This is a genomic window from Thalassospira sp. NFXS8 (assembly GCF_040148805.1).
GTDB lineage: Bacteria > Pseudomonadota > Alphaproteobacteria > Rhodospirillales > Thalassospiraceae > Thalassospira.
This window is the reverse complement of record NZ_JAGEMF010000005.1, coordinates 92,455-111,355: the sequence shown is the minus strand read 5'-3', so window position 1 is coordinate 111,355 and position 18,901 is coordinate 92,455. Positions and strand designations below refer to the sequence as shown.

Genomic DNA, 18,901 nt, shown 5'->3' with positions numbered 1-18,901 from the left:
GTTTGTCCTCGTTCTTAAACGATTGCACATACACGTATCTGGCGAACGGCCAGGCCGGTTTTAAGTGCTGTTTTTAATGGGAAAATTCCCCGAAAAAAGAAGGCAAAGTTTATCGTGTCGCCGCTATGTTTGCCAGTGCCGGGCAGAAAAAATAAAATGTTCTCTAATATAATTTCGCTTTCTGCTACATGCTGTGGGACGGCAGGTGGAAAATGACCTACGCACGAAACATAAATTTAAATAATTTTTTTCTACCGTCACTTGAAAACATGGTCAAATCAAACGCATAATCTAATTAACGGGTTGGGTTATTGTCGCACAAATTCAACCTGGAAAGAACGAGTGAACCAAAGCACTTAGGGTGAGTGCTTGGTAACGCGGCAACGTTTGAAGGGGCAGGCGTTGAACATTGAATGGGCACATTCGGGTGCGGAATCCGAAGAGGGTCGCTATCCTCTGACGTCACCGCAATCTGCAATCTGGTTGGATCGGGATAAGGGAAACGATCCTGCACGCTATAATATCTGCAATGTCATAACATTTGAGGGTAACCTTGATATTGCAGCCTTGCATCAGGCGATTATTCGCACTGAACGGGAAAATGATGCGCTGCGATTGCGATTTTGCGATGAAAATGGCGACATTTCGCAGTCATTTGCTCCCGCCTGTTTGCCCACGGACTTTAGCGTTGTTGATTTACGTTTTTCCGACGATATTGAGGCTTCTGCCTGTGAAGAAGTGCGTTATGCCCGCACCCGCCTGATTGGTCCCGATGGTAATATCCATTGTCGCCACCGGTTGCTGCGACTGGCAAATGACCGTTACTGGTGGGTTCGGGTTTATCATCACCTTGTTTGCGACGGGTTTGCTGGCAATTTAATGGCGGATCGGGTTGCAGAAATATATCGCGCTTCACAGTCTGACGTGGCAGCCCCCGATACCAGCTTCCGACCTTATCGCGAATTTATCGCCTCGGAAATTGCCTATGTGAACAGCCCCGCCTATCAACGCGATTTGGCCTATTGGACCGAACGTTTGGCATCCGATAAACCGGTCACGCGTTTTTCATCCCGGCCCGAGCGACAGGCCAGCCAGCAGGCGCAAGTGTTGCTGGGTTTTGACGGGGAGAAACTGGTCGCGCTTGAAGACGTCGCCAGCCAGTGCCAGACTTCACCGACGTCGGTGATGATGGCAACCTTTATTATGTTGCTGGCCGAAGTAAGTGGAAATCGCCATCCCGTGATGACCTTGCCGGTACTTAACCGGATCGGGCGTAATGAACGCAACATGCCAGGAACATTTTCCTGTGTTGTGCCGCTCGATGTTAACCTTGACCAGCATGCCAGCTTTGCCGAACTGGCCCAAAACATATTTACCAGAATACGTCGTGATGTGCGTCATATTCGCCTTGGTCCGGTGCGGATGCGCGCGGCAATGCTGGGTGCGAAAAGTCTGTCGGGTAGCGGGGCATTTTTTAACAGTCTCGGGTTGATCTCGGCGCCGGATTTTGCCGACATAAAAACAAAATACCAGCATGTTTATACCGGTCCGGTTGCTGATTTGGGGTTGGTCTTCCTGACCGAAGAACTGGGCAATGACGAACGGGAAGGCGCGCTGATTTGGCAATACAACGCCGAACGGATCAATCTGGACGAGGTTAAGAAAATTGCCGCCCGGTTTGAGGTGTTACTCGACGCAGTTATTGCCGATGGCGGACAACAACCGATCGCCACGATTAGCCATAATATGCAGGCTGTTGTTGATCTGGATTTGCCAGGTTTGCGCGGTGATCTGGCACAAACAGCAAAACAGGATGATATTCTTCCTGTTGTTCTGCCAACGCAAATGTCCGCCGCCCGGCAAGGTGAATTGATCATTGAAATTAGCCGTATCTGGGAAGGGTTAATTCAGGTTGATGCTATTGACCCTGATGCCAATCTGTTCGAAATCGGGGCACATTCGTTGCTGGTGCCGCGTGCTCAGTTTGCCTTGTCAAAACTGGCTGGCCGTAAAATTGCGTCGGTCGAAATTTTTGAGCATTCAACCATCCGGTCTTTTGTGCGGCATCTCGGCGCGCTTGAGGCACCAGATGAGATGGTCGACGAACGTGTCGTTGCAGTTGCAGGCGTTCAAGATGTACCGGCCCCCCAACATCAGATAATGGCTGATCCCATCCGCAAGGCAGAGCCAGCGGAGGCATTGGCGGCATCTTCTGACCCGTATGTTTGGCAATTATCCGCCAATACACCGTCGGCGCTGGACGACAAAATCGCCGACCTGCACAGGCGGGTGACGACCATGGTGGATCATGCCGATCTGCATGATGTGACTGCCGGGGTTGATGATAAACTGGATGGATCGGTTCGTGCGGTTGTTGTTGCGGCGGATAAGGCAACAGCATGCCAGGCTTTACGGGATGAAACATCCCCTGCCCGCATTTCGGGCACGGTGCCTGCGGTCGTGCCGCCGGTTGTTTTGATGTTTGCGGGGCAGGGTGCCCAAAAGCCGGGCATGGCCCGGGCCCTTTATAACACCGATATTCTGTCAGCCGATCTGATTGACCGTGCCTGCACGACGGTTGCGCGCCTTTCCGGCCCGCAAGATTTGCGCGATCTTTTGGTCGTTTCGGACGGCAATTCCGATGATGTTGAACGCCTTGCCCAAACAGCCTGTACGCAACCTGCATTGTTTATTTTTGAATATGCACTGGCCGATTATTTGATCCGCCGCGGCGTGCAGCCTGCTGCTTTGGTTGGGCATAGCATTGGTGAATATGTTGCAGCATGTCTTGCCGGTGTTATGTCCTTTGACGATGCATTGCGTTTGGTTGTTTTGCGCGGACGGCTGATGGAAGCCACAAAACCAGGGGCAATGTATGCCCTGTCAATGGTTGCGACCGATGTTGACGAATTATTAGCCGCATTTGGGGGCGATTTGGCAATCGCGGCGGCAAACGGCCCGCGCCAGCATGTTGTTGCAGGATCAGTCGAGGCGATTGAAAGGCTGGCAAAGTACCTGGACCAGCGCGGTAAACCTGGCCGAAGATTGACTGTTTCCCAGGCATTTCATTCTTCACTGATGGATCAGATTCTTGATCAGTTTCGCAATGTGGTTGCCAATGTAAATCTTTCTGCGCCGAAAATTCCGGTGCAGTCAAATCTGACAGGCCAATGGCTTTCAGATGCCAATGCAACAAGCCCGGATTACTGGGTTTCCCATTTGCGCAATACGGTTCGGTTTGCCGATAATATCACAGGGTTGCTGGCAACATTGCCGGGTGCTTTGTTGGTTGAATGCGGTTTTGGTAACACGCTTTGTCGGTTGGCAGCGGTAAATGGCGTTAAAGTCAGCAAGTGCATCCCCCTGCAGCCGGCATTAAACGCTGCCCAAACTACGGACGACGACACTACCGGTTCGCTCGCATTGCTGCGCGGTGTTGCTAAAATGTGGGTAAACGGGGTTGATGTTAAACCGGGTGCTGCAACGGCAAAGTTGCCCGATCGGAACGACGGGGAAGTTGCCGCATACCCACAGACAGGCATGACAAACAAGACATCCGGTTGTGTTTTTGTTGGCGGGGATACTGTCCGTGCTGGTGATGCCCCGATCACTGCCACATTTCCCGCGCATCCGGCGATAGAAGGCCAGTGGCTGGCCCGCCGCGACCTGCCGCCAGATGATCGATATCATATTGTGTCTAGCCTGCGTTTACCGGATGGAGCCGGGTTTGATGCATTGCGGTTGGTGCTTGATAAAATCGTTGCCCGGCACGAAGCATTTCGCTCAACCTTTGTCGAGCAGGAAGGAGAACTGGTTCAACGTGTTCACGCCCATATGGCTGTTCCGTTCATGCGCCTTGACCAGTTTGAGGATATTCGGACCGGGTTGTTTGACATTGAAAAGGGGCCGTTAGCCCGTTTTGGTTATGTTGAAAAAACCAGAACGCTACCAGCGCTTCTGGCGGTTGCCGTTGATCATTTGTGTTTTGACGGTCAGTCTTTTGGTTTGCTGCAAGCCGAAATCGAGGCCGAGCTTGCAGGCGAGGAGGTGCGTAAAACCTGCCCGGCCCAGGTTCTGGCCGAGCGGGCCCATCGTGACTTGAAAGGCGAGCGCGGCAACGAAGCCCGCGCATTCTGGCAAAGCCGGACAGAATATTTGCTTGCCGAACGGTTGCCATCTGACCCGATGGCCAATCATAATAACCATGACACGCACGCAGGAAAACGCTTGTTTTGGCGTTTGTCATCCCGGCAAAAGACCGCACTTGATACATTATCGAAATATGCCAGTCGCGCCACCCCGACAGCCTTGTGGACCGCACTGGTCATTGCGGTTATTGCACGTCGCAAGGAAAGTGGTGCCGCTGTTTTGGGCATGCCGTTTGCCGGGCGGGTTGATCAGGATAGCAGGCAATTCCTGGGGTGTTTCGCCAATGTTTTGCCATTAGCGATTACACCCGACATGTCACGTGGCCTTGATGATCTGGTGCAAAAGGTCGGACATGAAATTCTGTCGGTGATGGATGTGCAGGACTATCCTTTGTCGCGGCTAAGCATGGACCTTTCGACCATCTCACGCGGTCCGGTTGGTCTGCCATGTGATGCGGTTAGCATTATTGAAATTAACGAAGACATCTACGACCTTAACGACCTTGATTTTGGGGCTGGTAAGTTCCCGTTGATGTTGGCGCTGGTTAAATGCGGTGCAGGCACACATCTGGCAATCGAATATCAGACCTCGACTTACGGGACACGCTGGGTTGAGCATTTTGCCGAACATTTCCTAACCCTGATTTGTGCCTGGGCCGAGGAACCAAAACGCCCGCTGGGCACTGTTGAAATGATTCCGGCAACTGAAAAACAGCTTTTGTTATCAGACTGGAATGATACCGGGTCAGATTATCCGCGGGATTGTGGTCTTGGGACGTTGCTTGCAAAACGCGTTAATGACCCGCGTTACCAAGAACGCGTCGCCCTTGATGATGGCACAACGACCCTCACATATCGTGATATGGGCATCAGGCTGGCGTCGATCTCGGCGGAACTTGGCACACTTGGTGTCATGCCGGGTGATATCGTTGGTTTGGCCGCAGCGCGAAACATCGACAGTATCCTTACCTTGCTGGGCATTGCATGGCACGGCGCTGTTTATTTGCCGATCGACAAGGCATTGCCACCGCAGGCAATTAACGATTTGATGGCTGAGTGCGGGGCACAAACCCTGCTATGTGATGCGGATGAATATCAACGTCTGTCAGAACTGCAAAAAATATATAATATGGCAGGGCTACCGGATGGAAAAGAACCGGAAAGTACAAACGAGCATCCACTTGCAGCCAACAGGGCGGGCAATGATCCTGCCTATGTTATGTTTACATCGGGTTCTACCGGAAAGCCCAAAGGGGTTCTGATACCTAACCGGGCGGTTGCGCGGCTGGTTCTGAATAATAAAAGCCTGCCTTTTGATGAAAACGATGTCATTGCCCAGGCTGCTCCGCTTGGTTTTGATGCTTCGACACTGGAAATATGGGCGGCTGTTTTAAATGGCGGGCGTTTATGTATCATTGCCGATGATGCACTTTTTGACCCGGGCATGATGCGCGTGGCAATTTGCCGCGGACATGTATCGACGATGTGGCTGACATCCAGCCTGTTAAACCGCATTGCTGACGAGGCCCCTGAGAGTTTCCAGACGTTAAACCGCCTGTTAAGCGGTGGCGAAGCATTAAGCCCGGCTCATATCGCAAGGATCCGGGCCGCTTGCCCGGATTTGACGCTGATCAACGGGTATGGACCGACTGAAAACACGACCTTTACCTGCATGCACACTATTAGCGATGCGGATATTGCCACTGGTAATATTCCAATTGGCACGCCTGTTGGCAACAGCCGGGTTTACATCCTTGATGCGCGTGGGGAAGTTACCCCGATTGATGTCTGGGGTGAATTATATGCTGCGGGTGACGGGTTGGCGCTGGGCTATACCGGGGCGAAAGAACGCACCGAAAAAGCGTTTTTTACGGTAAATTGTCTGGGCGACGAACGGTTGTATAAAACCGGGGACCGGGCACGCTGGCGTGCAAATGGTGTGATTGAATTTGGCGGGCGCAATGACAGCCAGGTTAAAATTCGCGGGCACCGGGTCGAACTGGGTGCAATTGAAGACAAATTATCGATGCAAGATGGCATCCGTAATGTTTGCGTCATGGCGATCGGGAAGGGTGCTGATGCGTTTTTGGGGGCTGCTATTGCCGCCGACAATGACCAGCGTGATATCTGGACGGGTGCGCTTTCTCGCGATTTGCCTGGCTATATGATCCCTGAGCGTATCGTGGTGCTGGATCATTTGCCCGTTACAGTAAACGGGAAAGTGGATCGATCGCGCCTGCGTGAGATTTTGCTGGTGGCGGAAACACGTGTTGATGCGCAGGCAGATGCCGATGCCAACGACGTGCAACTGGTGATCAACCAGTTTCAAAGGTTATTTGGCGATAAGGAAATCACCCCGAATTCGGATTTCTTTGCCCTTGGCGGGCACAGTCTGATTGCAATGCGTTTGGCCGGGCTTATCGAAAAACAGTCAGGTTTTCGGCCAAAATTGCAGGATATTTTTGCCGCCCGAACGGTTGAAAATCTTGCGCGACTGGTTGCGAATAACCGCCAGGTTTCAACCGGGCAAACATTGTTGCGTACCCAGGGAGATGTTTTCCCATTATCAAGTGGACAGGCCAGATTATGGGTTTTGCAGCGATTGCAACCGGAACTGGCGGTTTATTCCGTCCCGGCGACACTGGAAATTACCGGGGCAATTGATGCAGCTGCATTACAACGTGCCCTTTTTGCCCTCGAAGACCGCCAGCATGCCTTGCGCCTGCGCTTTCGCGCAGACCCCGAACACCCTGATGGGGTAAGCCAGTATCTTGCGCCGGCAGGCAGCTGGATATTGCAGCGCCATCAGATGACCGAGGATACAGCGCGCCAGTTTGTCACCCGGGAAACAGCACGCCCGTTTGACCTGGATAATGCATCAATGAGCCGGGCTGATTTGATTACGCTGGCGCCGGATCGTCACTGGCTGATGATATCGTTGCATCATGCCATATGCGATGGTTGGTCGATGCCGGTGTTATTACGTGAAATTGCTGCTTTTTATGGTGCTGAAACAGGGGCTACACCGCCGCATTTGCCCGAAATTGACCGTCATTATGAAGATTTTGCCAGTTGGCAGCGGGGCTTTTTACAAAGTGATGCAGGCAAGGATGCCATTATCCGCTGGAAAGACCGGCTGGATCCATTATGTGAACCACTGAACCTGCCAACCGATTATCCGCGCCCGGCAGAGCGCCGGTTTTTGGGTGATTTTGTTGATTTTGATATTGATGCTGATAATGCCAGGTTAATTGACGCGGCAGCAATTCGTCACGGCACAACGGCCTTTAATATCCTGACAGCCCTGGTGCAGGTTCTGCTTTATCGCCATTGCGGGCAAACCGATATTCCACTGGGGATGCTGGTGGCTGGCCGCGAGCATGGCGCATTTGACAATACCATCGGCTTTTTTGTTAATACGGTTCCGTTACGCCAGAAAATTAACCCTGAGCAATCGTTTGATGCGCACCTTACCCAAACCGGTAAATGTATCAGCGATGCGTTGGCCGACCAGTCCGTGCCATTTGAAGTGATTGTGAATGCGGTTAATGCCCCGCGTGATCTGTCGCGTAACCCGTTATTTGATGTGCTTGTCGCGTGGCAGGACGGGACGCCTGAAATGGGCCATTTGGGTGGTGCCGGGCTGTCATTGGTCGAAATGCCATTTCCTTATGCCAAATTTGATCTTGGGTTCTATTTCTGGCGGGCCGCAGGGGCCTTGCGTGGTCAGCTTGAATTTGACACCGACCTGTTTGATCGAAATACCGTCAAAAGCGTAATTGCGCGCCTGAACAGTTTGTGCCGTGCGGCATTAAATAGTGAACAAACCACGTCGCTTGCGCATCTTGCCATAATGCCAGATGACGAACGCGCCCTGATCGACCAGTTTAACGCGACCACGCTGGACCTGCCTGTTGACCGTTGCATTTCCGAACCCTTCCTTGATCAGGTGGCGCGCACCCCTGATGCCATTGCCGTTGTCGATGAAGGTGGTGAATTATCCTATACGCAGTTTGCGCGTCGCGCTGCCGGTATTGCGGCACGGTTGCGGGCGGCAAATATCGGGCGCGGTGATGTCGTTGGCATTGCTGTGCGCCGTTCGATCAATATGCTGGCTGCTGTGCATGGAACTCTTTTGGCGGGTGCGGCTTACAGCCCGCTTGACCCTGATCACCCGGCGCAGCGCCGTCATGACATGCTTGAAGACCTTGGCAAGGAAGCCACCGTTATTACGACTGCCGACTGTGCCGGGTTGTTTGATGGTACCACAACCATCCTGATTGATGGTGCTGACGATGCCGATGTGCCCGTTCTGGCAAGCAAACCCGACGATTTGGCCTATGTGTTGTTTACATCAGGCTCGACCGGGCGCCCCAAAGGGGTGGAAATTATCCATCGGGGTGTTTTGAACCGCATATTATGGATGCAGGATGCATTCCCGATTGGCCCGGGTGATGTGATTTTGCAAAAAACGCCAATCACCTTTGATGTTTCGGTGTGGGAGCTTTTCTGGTGGTCATGGACCGGGGCAAAGGTTGTTTTGCCGTCCCCCGGTGCTGAACGCGACCCGCAACAAATCGCCAGTGAAATTGACCGGCATCAGGTGACGATTATTCATTTCGTACCGTCCATGCTGGCAACGTTTTTGTTTGCCATTGAAAGTGGCATGGTTGAAGCGGCCCAACTGTCCAGTTTGCGCCGGGTTTTTGCCAGTGGCGAAGCCCTGGATGCCGCGACGGTCAGGCGGTTTAATGAATTGTTACATCAGCCGTTTGGAACCGAACTTCATAACCTTTACGGACCGACCGAAGCCACAGTTGATGTAACCTGGCAGGCGTGTTCGCCCCATCAAACCGGTGGCATTGTTCCTATTGGCAAACCGATTGCCAATACCACGGTGCAAATTCTGGGTCAGGAAATGGATGTTCTGCCCATTGGTGTAACTGGTGAAATTGTTTTGGGCGGCGTCCAAATTGCGTTGGGGTATCGCAATCGGCCTGAACTAAGTGCGGAAAAATTCCCAAGTGACCCGCATAATGATGGCTGTCGCCTTTATCGCACCGGCGATCTGGGCCGGTGGCGGCGTGATGGCACGGTCGAGTATCTGGGCCGCATTGATCATCAGGTTAAAATTCGCGGTTTCCGTATTGAATGCGGCGAGGTCGAGGCGGCACTTGAAAGCCACCCATTTGTTGAACGTGCGCCGGTCAAGGCTGTGAAAGTTGGCGGTTTTGACGAATTGCATGCTTTTGTTCTGGGCAAGGATGGTCTGAGCGTTTCAGATTTGCGTGACCATTTGCGCCAGCGCCTGCCCGAATATATGATCCCGGCGCGGTTCTTTGCCCTTGATCATTTGCCGCAAACCAGCAGCGGCAAGGTGGATCGCAAGGCGCTGTCAGGCCAGCCGATGGTTGCGAGCAAAGCCCCATCGGATCGCCAGGAAAAGCAAGATGAAAAAACGGTGTTATCGGCCAGTGAACAGGGCCAGATCGAATTAAAAATACGCCAGTTATGGCAACAGGTTTTACCCGACATTGACCCCGGCCGGGACGACGGTTTTTTTGACATCGGCGGCAATTCCCTTTTGCTGTTAAAATTGTTTGAAAAGATCAACACTATTTGGCCCGGTAAAATGGGTGTTGCCGATCTGTTTGCCAATCCGTCGATTTCCCGCCAGGCTGATTATTTGACCGGGCAAAATGCACATTCACCCGCAAGTAATATGGCATTACGCGCGAACGGTCATTTTGCCACTGACGAACCGATTGCCATTATTGGCATGGGTGTTCGGGTGGCCGGTGCCGACGATTTTGATCGTTTTTGGCAAAACATTGCGACCGGGCGCGATCACGTCGGGGCGTTACCAGTCACACGCGACGCCGAAACCCGCGAACTTTTTACCGTAATGGGCAAAGCCGTTCCCAAACAGTTTCGCGAAGCGGCATATCTTGACAGTATTTTTGATTTTGATGCCGCCCGTTTCCGTATGGCACCGGTCGATGCCGGGTTGCTGGACCCGGAACAACGGTTGTTTATTGAAACGGCCCTGATGGCGATGGAAGATGCCGGTTATGGTGGCAATGCGTTGCGGGGCCAGAATGTGGGGGTTTTTGCAGGCGGTGGTGCCAACCCGGTGTGGCGGGTTGCAATGGAACATGTTGCAAAAACCCGGGCTGAACAGGTTTTTGCCCTGAATGTGCCGTCAAACATTGTGACACGGTTGTCGTTCCTGAAAGACTGGCATGGCCCGGCGCAGGTGGTGGATACGGCTTGTTCATCGTCGCTGGTTGCGGTGCATCAGGCCTGCCAGAATTTGCGCAATGGCACATGCACGGTCGCCATTGCCGGTGGTGCCAAATTATTACCCTGTCCGCCCGATGCGGCAGGCGGGTTTACAATTGATTCCTCAACCGCGCGCACGCGCGCCTTTGATGCCAGTGCCGACGGTACCGGCATGGGTGAAGGCAGCGTTATTTTCGTTCTGAAGCCCTTAAGTGCAGCCATGCAGGATGGCGATAATATCCATGCTATTATTCGCGGCAGTGCTGTTAACCAGGATGGTGCATCCAGCGGGGCGGCAGCCCCCAATCCCGCAATGCAGGCCGAGGTTATTGCGCAGGCCGCCCGGGCCGCTGACATTGACCTGACTACCATTTCATATTTCGAAGCACATGGAACGGGAACCGCGTTAGGCGACCCGATCGAAATTGATGGTCTAACGCGGGCATTTGCGGGTGCCCACCCCATCGCCGATCCAGCCTATATTGGTTCGGCCAAGGGGAATTTCGGGCATCTTGATGGTGCTGCCGGTGCCCTGGGCCTTGCACGGGCTATTATGGTGTTGCGCCATGGCGACGTACCGCCGCAGCCGTTTTTTGAAATGCCAAACCCGGCGATTGATTTTGGCCGTGCCCCGGTGCGTGTCACCGGGCATTTGGCAAAACTTCCTGATCGCGGCGCAGGTATTCCGCGCCGGGCCGGTGTCAGTTCGTTCGGGCTTAGTGGCATTAATGCCCATATTGTGCTTGAGGCGGCACCTGCCCGTTTGCAAGCCGATGATACCGGGCAAACTGACAGGGATCATTTTATTGTTTCTCTTTCTGCCAGCAGCCCTGACGCGTTGCGCGAATATGGTAAAAACTTACTGAGAATACTTAAAAAAACGCCCGCTCTTTCGGTTCGCGATATTGCTTTCACACTCGCTACCGGGCGAGATTCCCTGAAATATCGATTTGCGGTTGCAGTTCATGATTGTGATGCCTTGGAAAGTCATCTTGAACGCTTGGTAAACGGTAATGGGCACATTGGTGAAGCAACCAATGGCGGGCAAAACCACACGGTTGATGCCATTGTTGCCGTGACCGATGATGTAACCGCGCAATCACAAATATCAGCCTATCTTGATGGTGCGGTGCTGGCTTGGCCTGAAAATTACAGGGCGCGGCGGGTGTCCCTGCCGTCGGCCCCTTACGTTCGTAAACCCTGCAAACCGGTGTTTGATGTTAAAATAGCAAAAGCTGTTTCTATGTTGCAGGGGCCGGTTGACACTGCCACTGCTCGCAGTTTTGCAATCAACATTAACGATCCGGGATTTTGGCCGGCAAATGAACATCGCCTGAACGGCCAGCCAACCCTTGTTGGGATGGCGGTTCCTGCATTGATTGCACAGGCGGCTGCCCAAATGGGGAATGGTGCTGGTCCGGTTTGTCTGTCTGATCTGGTATGGCACCATGCTTTGATGGTAAACGCCGTTCCTGATGGCAACGTGACACTTTCATTCGGCAATGATGACAGCGTGGAACTGGGGGGACGCCTTAAAAATGGTCAGTGGCGTGTGTTCGCCAGTGCGCGTTATATGCAGGCCGCCTCTGATGTTGATGGTAACAACCTGTCGCTGGCGGCCTTTCGCGCGAAGGCAACTGTTTCTGTGCCGTTGGCGGCATTTACCGGGCATTTTGGGGCCATTACAACCAGTTCACGCTGGGATTGCACCGTTTCGCTATATTCTGACCCGGCCAAAACCGTTGCGATAAAACAGTTGCGCCTGCCATCGCAATATCATGCGGATCTGCAAAACTGGGTGTATCACCCAGCACTTGCCGATGTTGCATGTAGCATGGCCCTGGATAATCAGAACGGTCCGTCTGTGCCGGTTGGTGTGGATGAAGTAATTGTTTATGGTGTGTCTGGCACCGATATTTTGGCATGCGGAGAATTACAACCATCAGGCAAGCTGAATGTTACACTGTTTAACGGTGTAACCGGCCAGCCTGTTGTTGCTGTAAGAGGTATTCGCTTTGCCAAAACCGGCCAAAATGCCTTAAATCAGGGGCCAACGACCCTTGAAATAAGTTGGCACCCCGAAAATGTTGAGGCACATCCGTGCCCGGTCGGCTGCCTGTTTATTGCTGACGGTGATTTTTGGCCGGTGCCAAAACAATGTCGGCTTGTTCACCCTGAAACGCTGGATAAAGCAACCTTTGCCGGGGTTTCACACGCGATTGTTGCCTTGCAACCCGGCGTGGATGCCGTATTGCGCACGGCCCAGGTGTTGCGAAATGTTCTGCGAAATATAAGTGGGCCGTTGCGTCTGACAGTGGTTGGGTGCGGGGCATTTGCCCCGGATGGTGAATTTGCAATCGACCCGGACCAGTCTGCGGCGGCAGGTGTTGTTATTGCCGCTGCTCACGAAGAACCAAAATTGACCCTGAGTTATGCCGATATGCCGCCAGATACGGTTTCATCCGTTATCGGGTCGGAACTGGCGGCAATTCCTTCGCGGGACCCGGTTGTGGTTTATCGCAATGGACAACGGCTGGTCCGCGATCTGGCAATGTTTGAAAATTATGACGGTGCCAAACAATCCAATTGGCCCGATCACGGGGTATGCGTGGTTACAGGGGGTACTGGTGGTTTTGGCCTGGCGCTGGCGGTCGAAATGGCCGCAGGCGGCAAGGTTGAACTGGCTTTTATTGGCCGCCGTGACGAAGCATTGCTTGATGCTGAAACAAAAAGTCGGCTTGTCGCCTTGCGGGCCGAGGGCATCGATATTTCACTGTTTTCCTGTGATGTATCGGATCAAAAATCCCTTGATCAAACCCTGGCGCACATCAGAAGCAATCTGGGGCCGATTACGGCCATTGTCCATGCGGCAGGCCTTGCCGATGGCGGGTTTCTTGCCGTGCGGGATATGGACAGTTTTAACGATATTTTGTCGGCCAAGATTGCCGGTGCGCGGAACCTGGATCAGTTAACATTGAACGATCCGGTTCAGGCATTTGTCATGTTTGGCAGTGTTACAGCGATAACCGGTGCGCCGGGGCAATCGGCTTATTGTGCGGCCAACGGGTTTCTGGGCGGGTTTGCATTTTATCGTCGCGCACAGGGTCGCCCCGCAATGGTGATAGACTGGTGTACCCTTGCTGGTCAGGGTATGGCGGCGCGAAACAATGTTGTTCTTCATGACGGCGCATGGGTTTCACCGCAACAGGCTGTGTCTTTGTGGCGCAGGGCTCTTGAGTGTGGTTTGGCGCAGGTTGTTGTGCTTGATCCAGCGGTTCTGGGCCATAACCAGTCCACCGAAGCTGCCGTTAAAACCCCTGCCGTAGATGATCGTGTATTGCCAAAACCGACCCGCAATACGATCGCACGTATTGCCGCGATATGGGCCGAAACGCTGGGATATGACACACTAGACATAACCGAGGATTTCTTTGCGCTTGGCGGGGATTCGATTACAGGGATGCAAATCGTTGATCGAATGCAAAACGATTTATCCCTGTCCTTGACAATTTCCGATCTGTTTTCGGCATCGTCGGTCGTGTCGTTGGCCCGATTGCTTGGGGTGGACGAAACAGACGCAGATATTATGACGTCTGGCAGGGACGTGGATACCGACGGCAAGCAAGTGGACCCGATTGTCGCAATTGGCCGTATTTGGGCGGAAACACTTGGCTATGATGCCGTCGACCCGACCGAGGATTTTTACGCACTGGGTGGTGATTCAATAACCGGGATGCAAATTGTTGACCGGATGACGCAGGAGCTTGGCTATTCGCTAAGCCTGTCTGATTTGTTTGAACATTCTACTGTCGCAGGACTAGGCAAAAAGCTGCTTGATCCGTGGCCGGAGAATAGCGAGTTTGGTCATGACGGGCATAACCAAATTGCCGGTTTTGATGATGCGCCAGCGAATTTTGTACCGCAAGTAACCGCCGATCAGCCCGGTGACGACAGCACACACCGGATGGCGTTAATAACGTACCCGGCTGCCCCTGAACAATTGTCGGTTTTAAATGCCGGGCAAAAGGGGAATATGGGCACGGCATTTAATTTGCCCCATGCCTTTTTGCTTGATGACACCGTTGATATGGGGCGTTTGCGTGCAGTGATCACGCAACTGATTATACGTCACGAAATTCTTCGCACCCGGATATCCACACAGGGCGACAGTTGGCAGATGGAGGTTCTGAAACCTGAACACGCCATGCCCGACCTGACACCGGTTATGGTTGATGGTGAGGTTGAAGATGCCTGTGCTAGGTTGGTAAGAGCATTTGATCTGAACAGCGAAATTCCTGTTCGCTGGCAATTCCTGACGGACCAAACCGGCAAATTGGCTTTGTTTTTCGATATACATCACGTCCTGGCTGACGGTTCTACGACGGAACGGTTGTTGGGTGATTTGTTTGAATTGTATCTTGGCAAAACGTTGTTGCCGTTAAAACATCAGTTAAGTGATTATGCCCTGTGGTGCCAGCGGGGGGAAAACCAGGCCCGGTTGGCGGATGCCAAAAACTATTGGCAGGCAAAGTATCGCGGTGCGTTACCGATGATCAATTTGCCATCTGATCGGCGGAGGCCGGCATTTCATACTTTTAACGGTGAAATTACGTCGTTTGAATTGGACAGCAACTTGCTGGCTGATGCTCGTAAATTTGCTGCCACGCAGCGGGTGACGATGTTTACCCTGATCCTGTCGACCTGGTTTGCCGTTTTGTCACGGTTGGCCGAAACAAGTGATCTGGTTATCAGCGTTCCTGTAGATGCACGGGATGCGAACGGGTTCCGCGATATGCCCGGTATGATGGTGTCCCTGTTGCCATTGCGAACCTGCCTTGAGGATGGTGAAACTGTAAAATCACTGCTGGCTAAAATGCAGTCCCAGCATGTAGAGGCTTTACGCCATCGCGCTTATTTTCTGGACATGTTGCTAGACGATTTATGCCCCCCGGCTGCGCCAGATCGGACATTGCTGTCGGAAATATCGCTTTCCTATATGAACTATCGGGCTGCGGCAGATGATGCCAATACACATATTCGTCCCGTTGGCCTGATGCGGCACCATTGCAAAAATGATCTGTCAATTTTTGTGCGTGATCTTCCCGAGCGCATGACAATCTCGTTTGATTATTATGCCGATATGTTTGATCGCACCCGGATGGATGATTTGGGGCGTATTTTTGCCGCAACCTTGCGCCGCCTGATCCGTAGTGACAGTCAGAAACTTGATGCTATCAGCCTGTTACCGGCAGAACAGAGCGCACAGTTTGACCTGTGGGAAAATGGCCCCGATGTTCCGATATCGATGCACGAGGGGGTGTTTGCCGAATTTTCCCGGCAGGTTGCTTTGGCACCAGACAATTGTGCCGTGCGTGATGCTGCGGGTTCCTGGAGCTATGCCGACCTTGCAGCACGGGCCGGAGCCATTGCCCGGTATCTTGTGAATGCCGGTGTTGGACAGGGCGATCTTGTTGCCATGCATATTGATCGCGGGCGCGAAGCCATTGCTGTAATACTGGGGATTACGGCCCTTGGTGCCGGTTATGTCCCGCTCGATGCGGCTTATCCGGCGGAACGTAATCTGTTTATTCTTGGTGATAGTAACGCCACACTGGTTTTGGTTGATGACGTGGGCCGGGCCTCATTGGCAGATATTGCTAATGACGCGGTTCGAATGTGTCATGTCGCTGATATACCTGATATCGGAGGCGAATTTGTGGCCCCGGTTCTTGATGTTCCGGAACGTGCCCCCGCCTATCTTATGTATACATCCGGGTCCACCGGGCAGCCAAAAGGGGTGCTGATCGAACAGGGCGCTGTCATGCGGTTGGTGCAAGGGGCGGATTACACCGGGCTTTGCGCAGGTGGCGTGATGGCCCAGGCCGGACCATTGGCATTTGATGCGGCAACACTTGAAATATGGGCGCCTTTGTTAACCGGGGCCGAAATTGCGGTGATCGCGCGTGATACCGTGCTGGACCCGTCACAATTTGGCGCAGCGCTGGCAGCGTTTGGTATCACGACGATGTATATGAGCGTCGGTTTGTTTAATCGGCAGATTGATGCCGACCCGGCCAGTTTGTCGCGGTTGCGGACATTAATGATCGGCGGGGAAAGTATCAGCAAATCGCATGTATCCAAATTCATGGATATTTGCCCGGATACCAGTTTGATTAACGGCTATGGCCCGACGGAAAGTACAACATTTGCAACCGTGACGCCGGTTTTGCGTTCCGATATTTGCGAAGAAAGCGATTTTACAATCATTGGTCGGCCGATTGCCCATACCAGAACCGTGATCCGTGATGCCCACGGTTTGCGGACACCGGTTGGTGTATGGGGCGAGTTAATGATTGGCGGGGGCAGGCTGGCACGTGAATATTGGTGTCAGCCGGAACTGACAGCAGAAAGGTTTGTTCCTGATCCTGATAAACCCGGTGCGCGCCTTTATCGCACGGGAGATATTGCCCGCTGGACGGGTGATGGCCGGGTCGAATTTGGCGGCAGACGCGATAATCAGATCAAGCTGCGGGGGTTTCGGGTTGAACTTGATGAAATCGAACATCAGTTACAACAGGCACCTGACATTCAGAATGCGGTGGTTTTGTACAACCATGACGGGGTACATGGCGGCGAGATTATCGGGTGTATTCAGCAAGTACCCGGTAAAAACACTGTGCAGTCCGATGTGTTGTTAGGGGAACTGCAGGCATGGCTTGGCCAACGCCTGCCGGGCTATATGGTGCCGACAAAATGGTATCTGGTTGCCGATATTCCCGTTACGGCGAATGGCAAGGTTGATCGCAACGCATTACTTTCGCAGGTAAATTTGCAATTACCAGCCGGGGCGCAGGCCAGCAACGTTGATAGCAGCCTTAGCCCGGATGAACAGGTGATTGCCGATATTTTCAGCGATGTTTTCCAATTGCCGGTTTACGATCGCAACACCGGCTTTGCGGCGTTGGGGGGGCATAGCCTGATGGCGATCCGCATTGTAAACCGCATTGCTGACCGCATTGGTAAACGCATTAGCATGGCCGACTTTTTTGCCAGCCCGACGATTGCGGCCCTGGCCCGGCATGTGAACAGCCTGCGTCAATCGAACGCAAATACGCAAAAAGCGGGTATTTTACCTGCACCTGTTATGGATGAATATCCGGCCAGCCACGCCCAAAAGCGCCTTTACCTTCTATCCAGGATGGACCGTAACGGTAGCGCCTATGGCATGGTTTATGTGATGCGGTGCGATGGTTCCTTACGTGCCGATATTTTGCAAGAGGCCCTAAAGCGCCTGATTGTGCGTCATGAAACCTTGCGCACAGGTTTTCATGAACAGGACGGGGTGATTACACAACATATCCACCCGGTATCGGCGCCAAATGTTGTTGTTCAGGATGTTTCAAACCATGCCGACCCTGCGCGCGAGGCCCTGCGCCTGACCCGTGAAGAAGCGGCCACACCGATAATACTGGATCAGCCCCCGTTAATCCGGGGTCGTATGATTACAGTTGGCAAGAACGAAATTCTTCTGGTTTTAACCACGCATCATATTGTCGGAGACGGTTGGTCATCGCGCATTTTGCAACAGGAACTAGGTGCGTTGTATCAGGCTGTTTTGCATGAAACCGACCCTGTTCTTGCACCGCTTCCGATTAGTTATAAGGATTATGCCTGGTGGCAGGCGGGACAGGACTGGTCGGCGGCGGCTGCCTATTGGCAGGAAAAACTGCGTGGCGCGCCCGGGCAGATTGCCTTGCCGACAGATCGCACGGCACCCGATGTTCAATCCTATCGCGGGGCACATGCTCATTTGCAAATTGATCGCCCGGTGCTTGAGGGGCTGCACAAACTGGCGCAGACCCACAACACAACGCTGTCGGCGGTTGGTTTGGCCTTGTTTTCGGCCATGCTTTATCGTCTGACACGCCAGCAGGACATGGTTATTGGCATGGGCGTAGCCGGGCGCGAAAGGACCGAGACAGAAGGGTTGATCGGGTTTTTCGTAAATGTTTTGCCGATCCGGGTACAGCTTGACGATGAAACGGAGCTTGGCGCACTGATTGACCAGTTACATGCCAATATTGCCGCGGCGCTTGACCGGCAGGATTACCCGTTCGATGAACTGGTGCGCGCGGTTGCCCCCAAACGGAATGCCAACCGTCAGCCGCTTGTGAATGTCGTATTTGAATATCAACGGTTCGGCGATTTGCCAGGTATGTCAGATACCGGCGATACGTCCGGGCTGCCGCTGGCGAAGGATAACCGGTCGGGTCTGCTGCCCGATAATCTGGATGCCTTTGTCGATAATACAACAGCAAAACATGACGTTATTCTGTTCCTTGTCGAGGAGGCGGGTCAGGCCCGCTTTACGCTGGAATATGATACCGACCTGTTTGATGCCGAAACCATGCGACGCTGGCTTGCCTTTTTGGGCAAATTTGCCAGTGCCGCTGCGCTTGATACCTAAAGGG

The 18,901-nt window shown here is 53.1% G+C and carries 1 protein-coding gene; it reads left to right on the top strand.

Translation table 11 applies throughout. The features are described 5' to 3' along the window. Positions 1–402 precede the first annotated feature (402 nt). Entirely contained in the window at positions 403–18,897 is an 18,495-nt protein-coding gene (locus J4E05_RS20995) for a non-ribosomal peptide synthetase/type I polyketide synthase (protein ID WP_349599774.1), read from the top strand. The last annotated feature ends 4 nt before the right edge of the window (positions 18,898–18,901 follow it).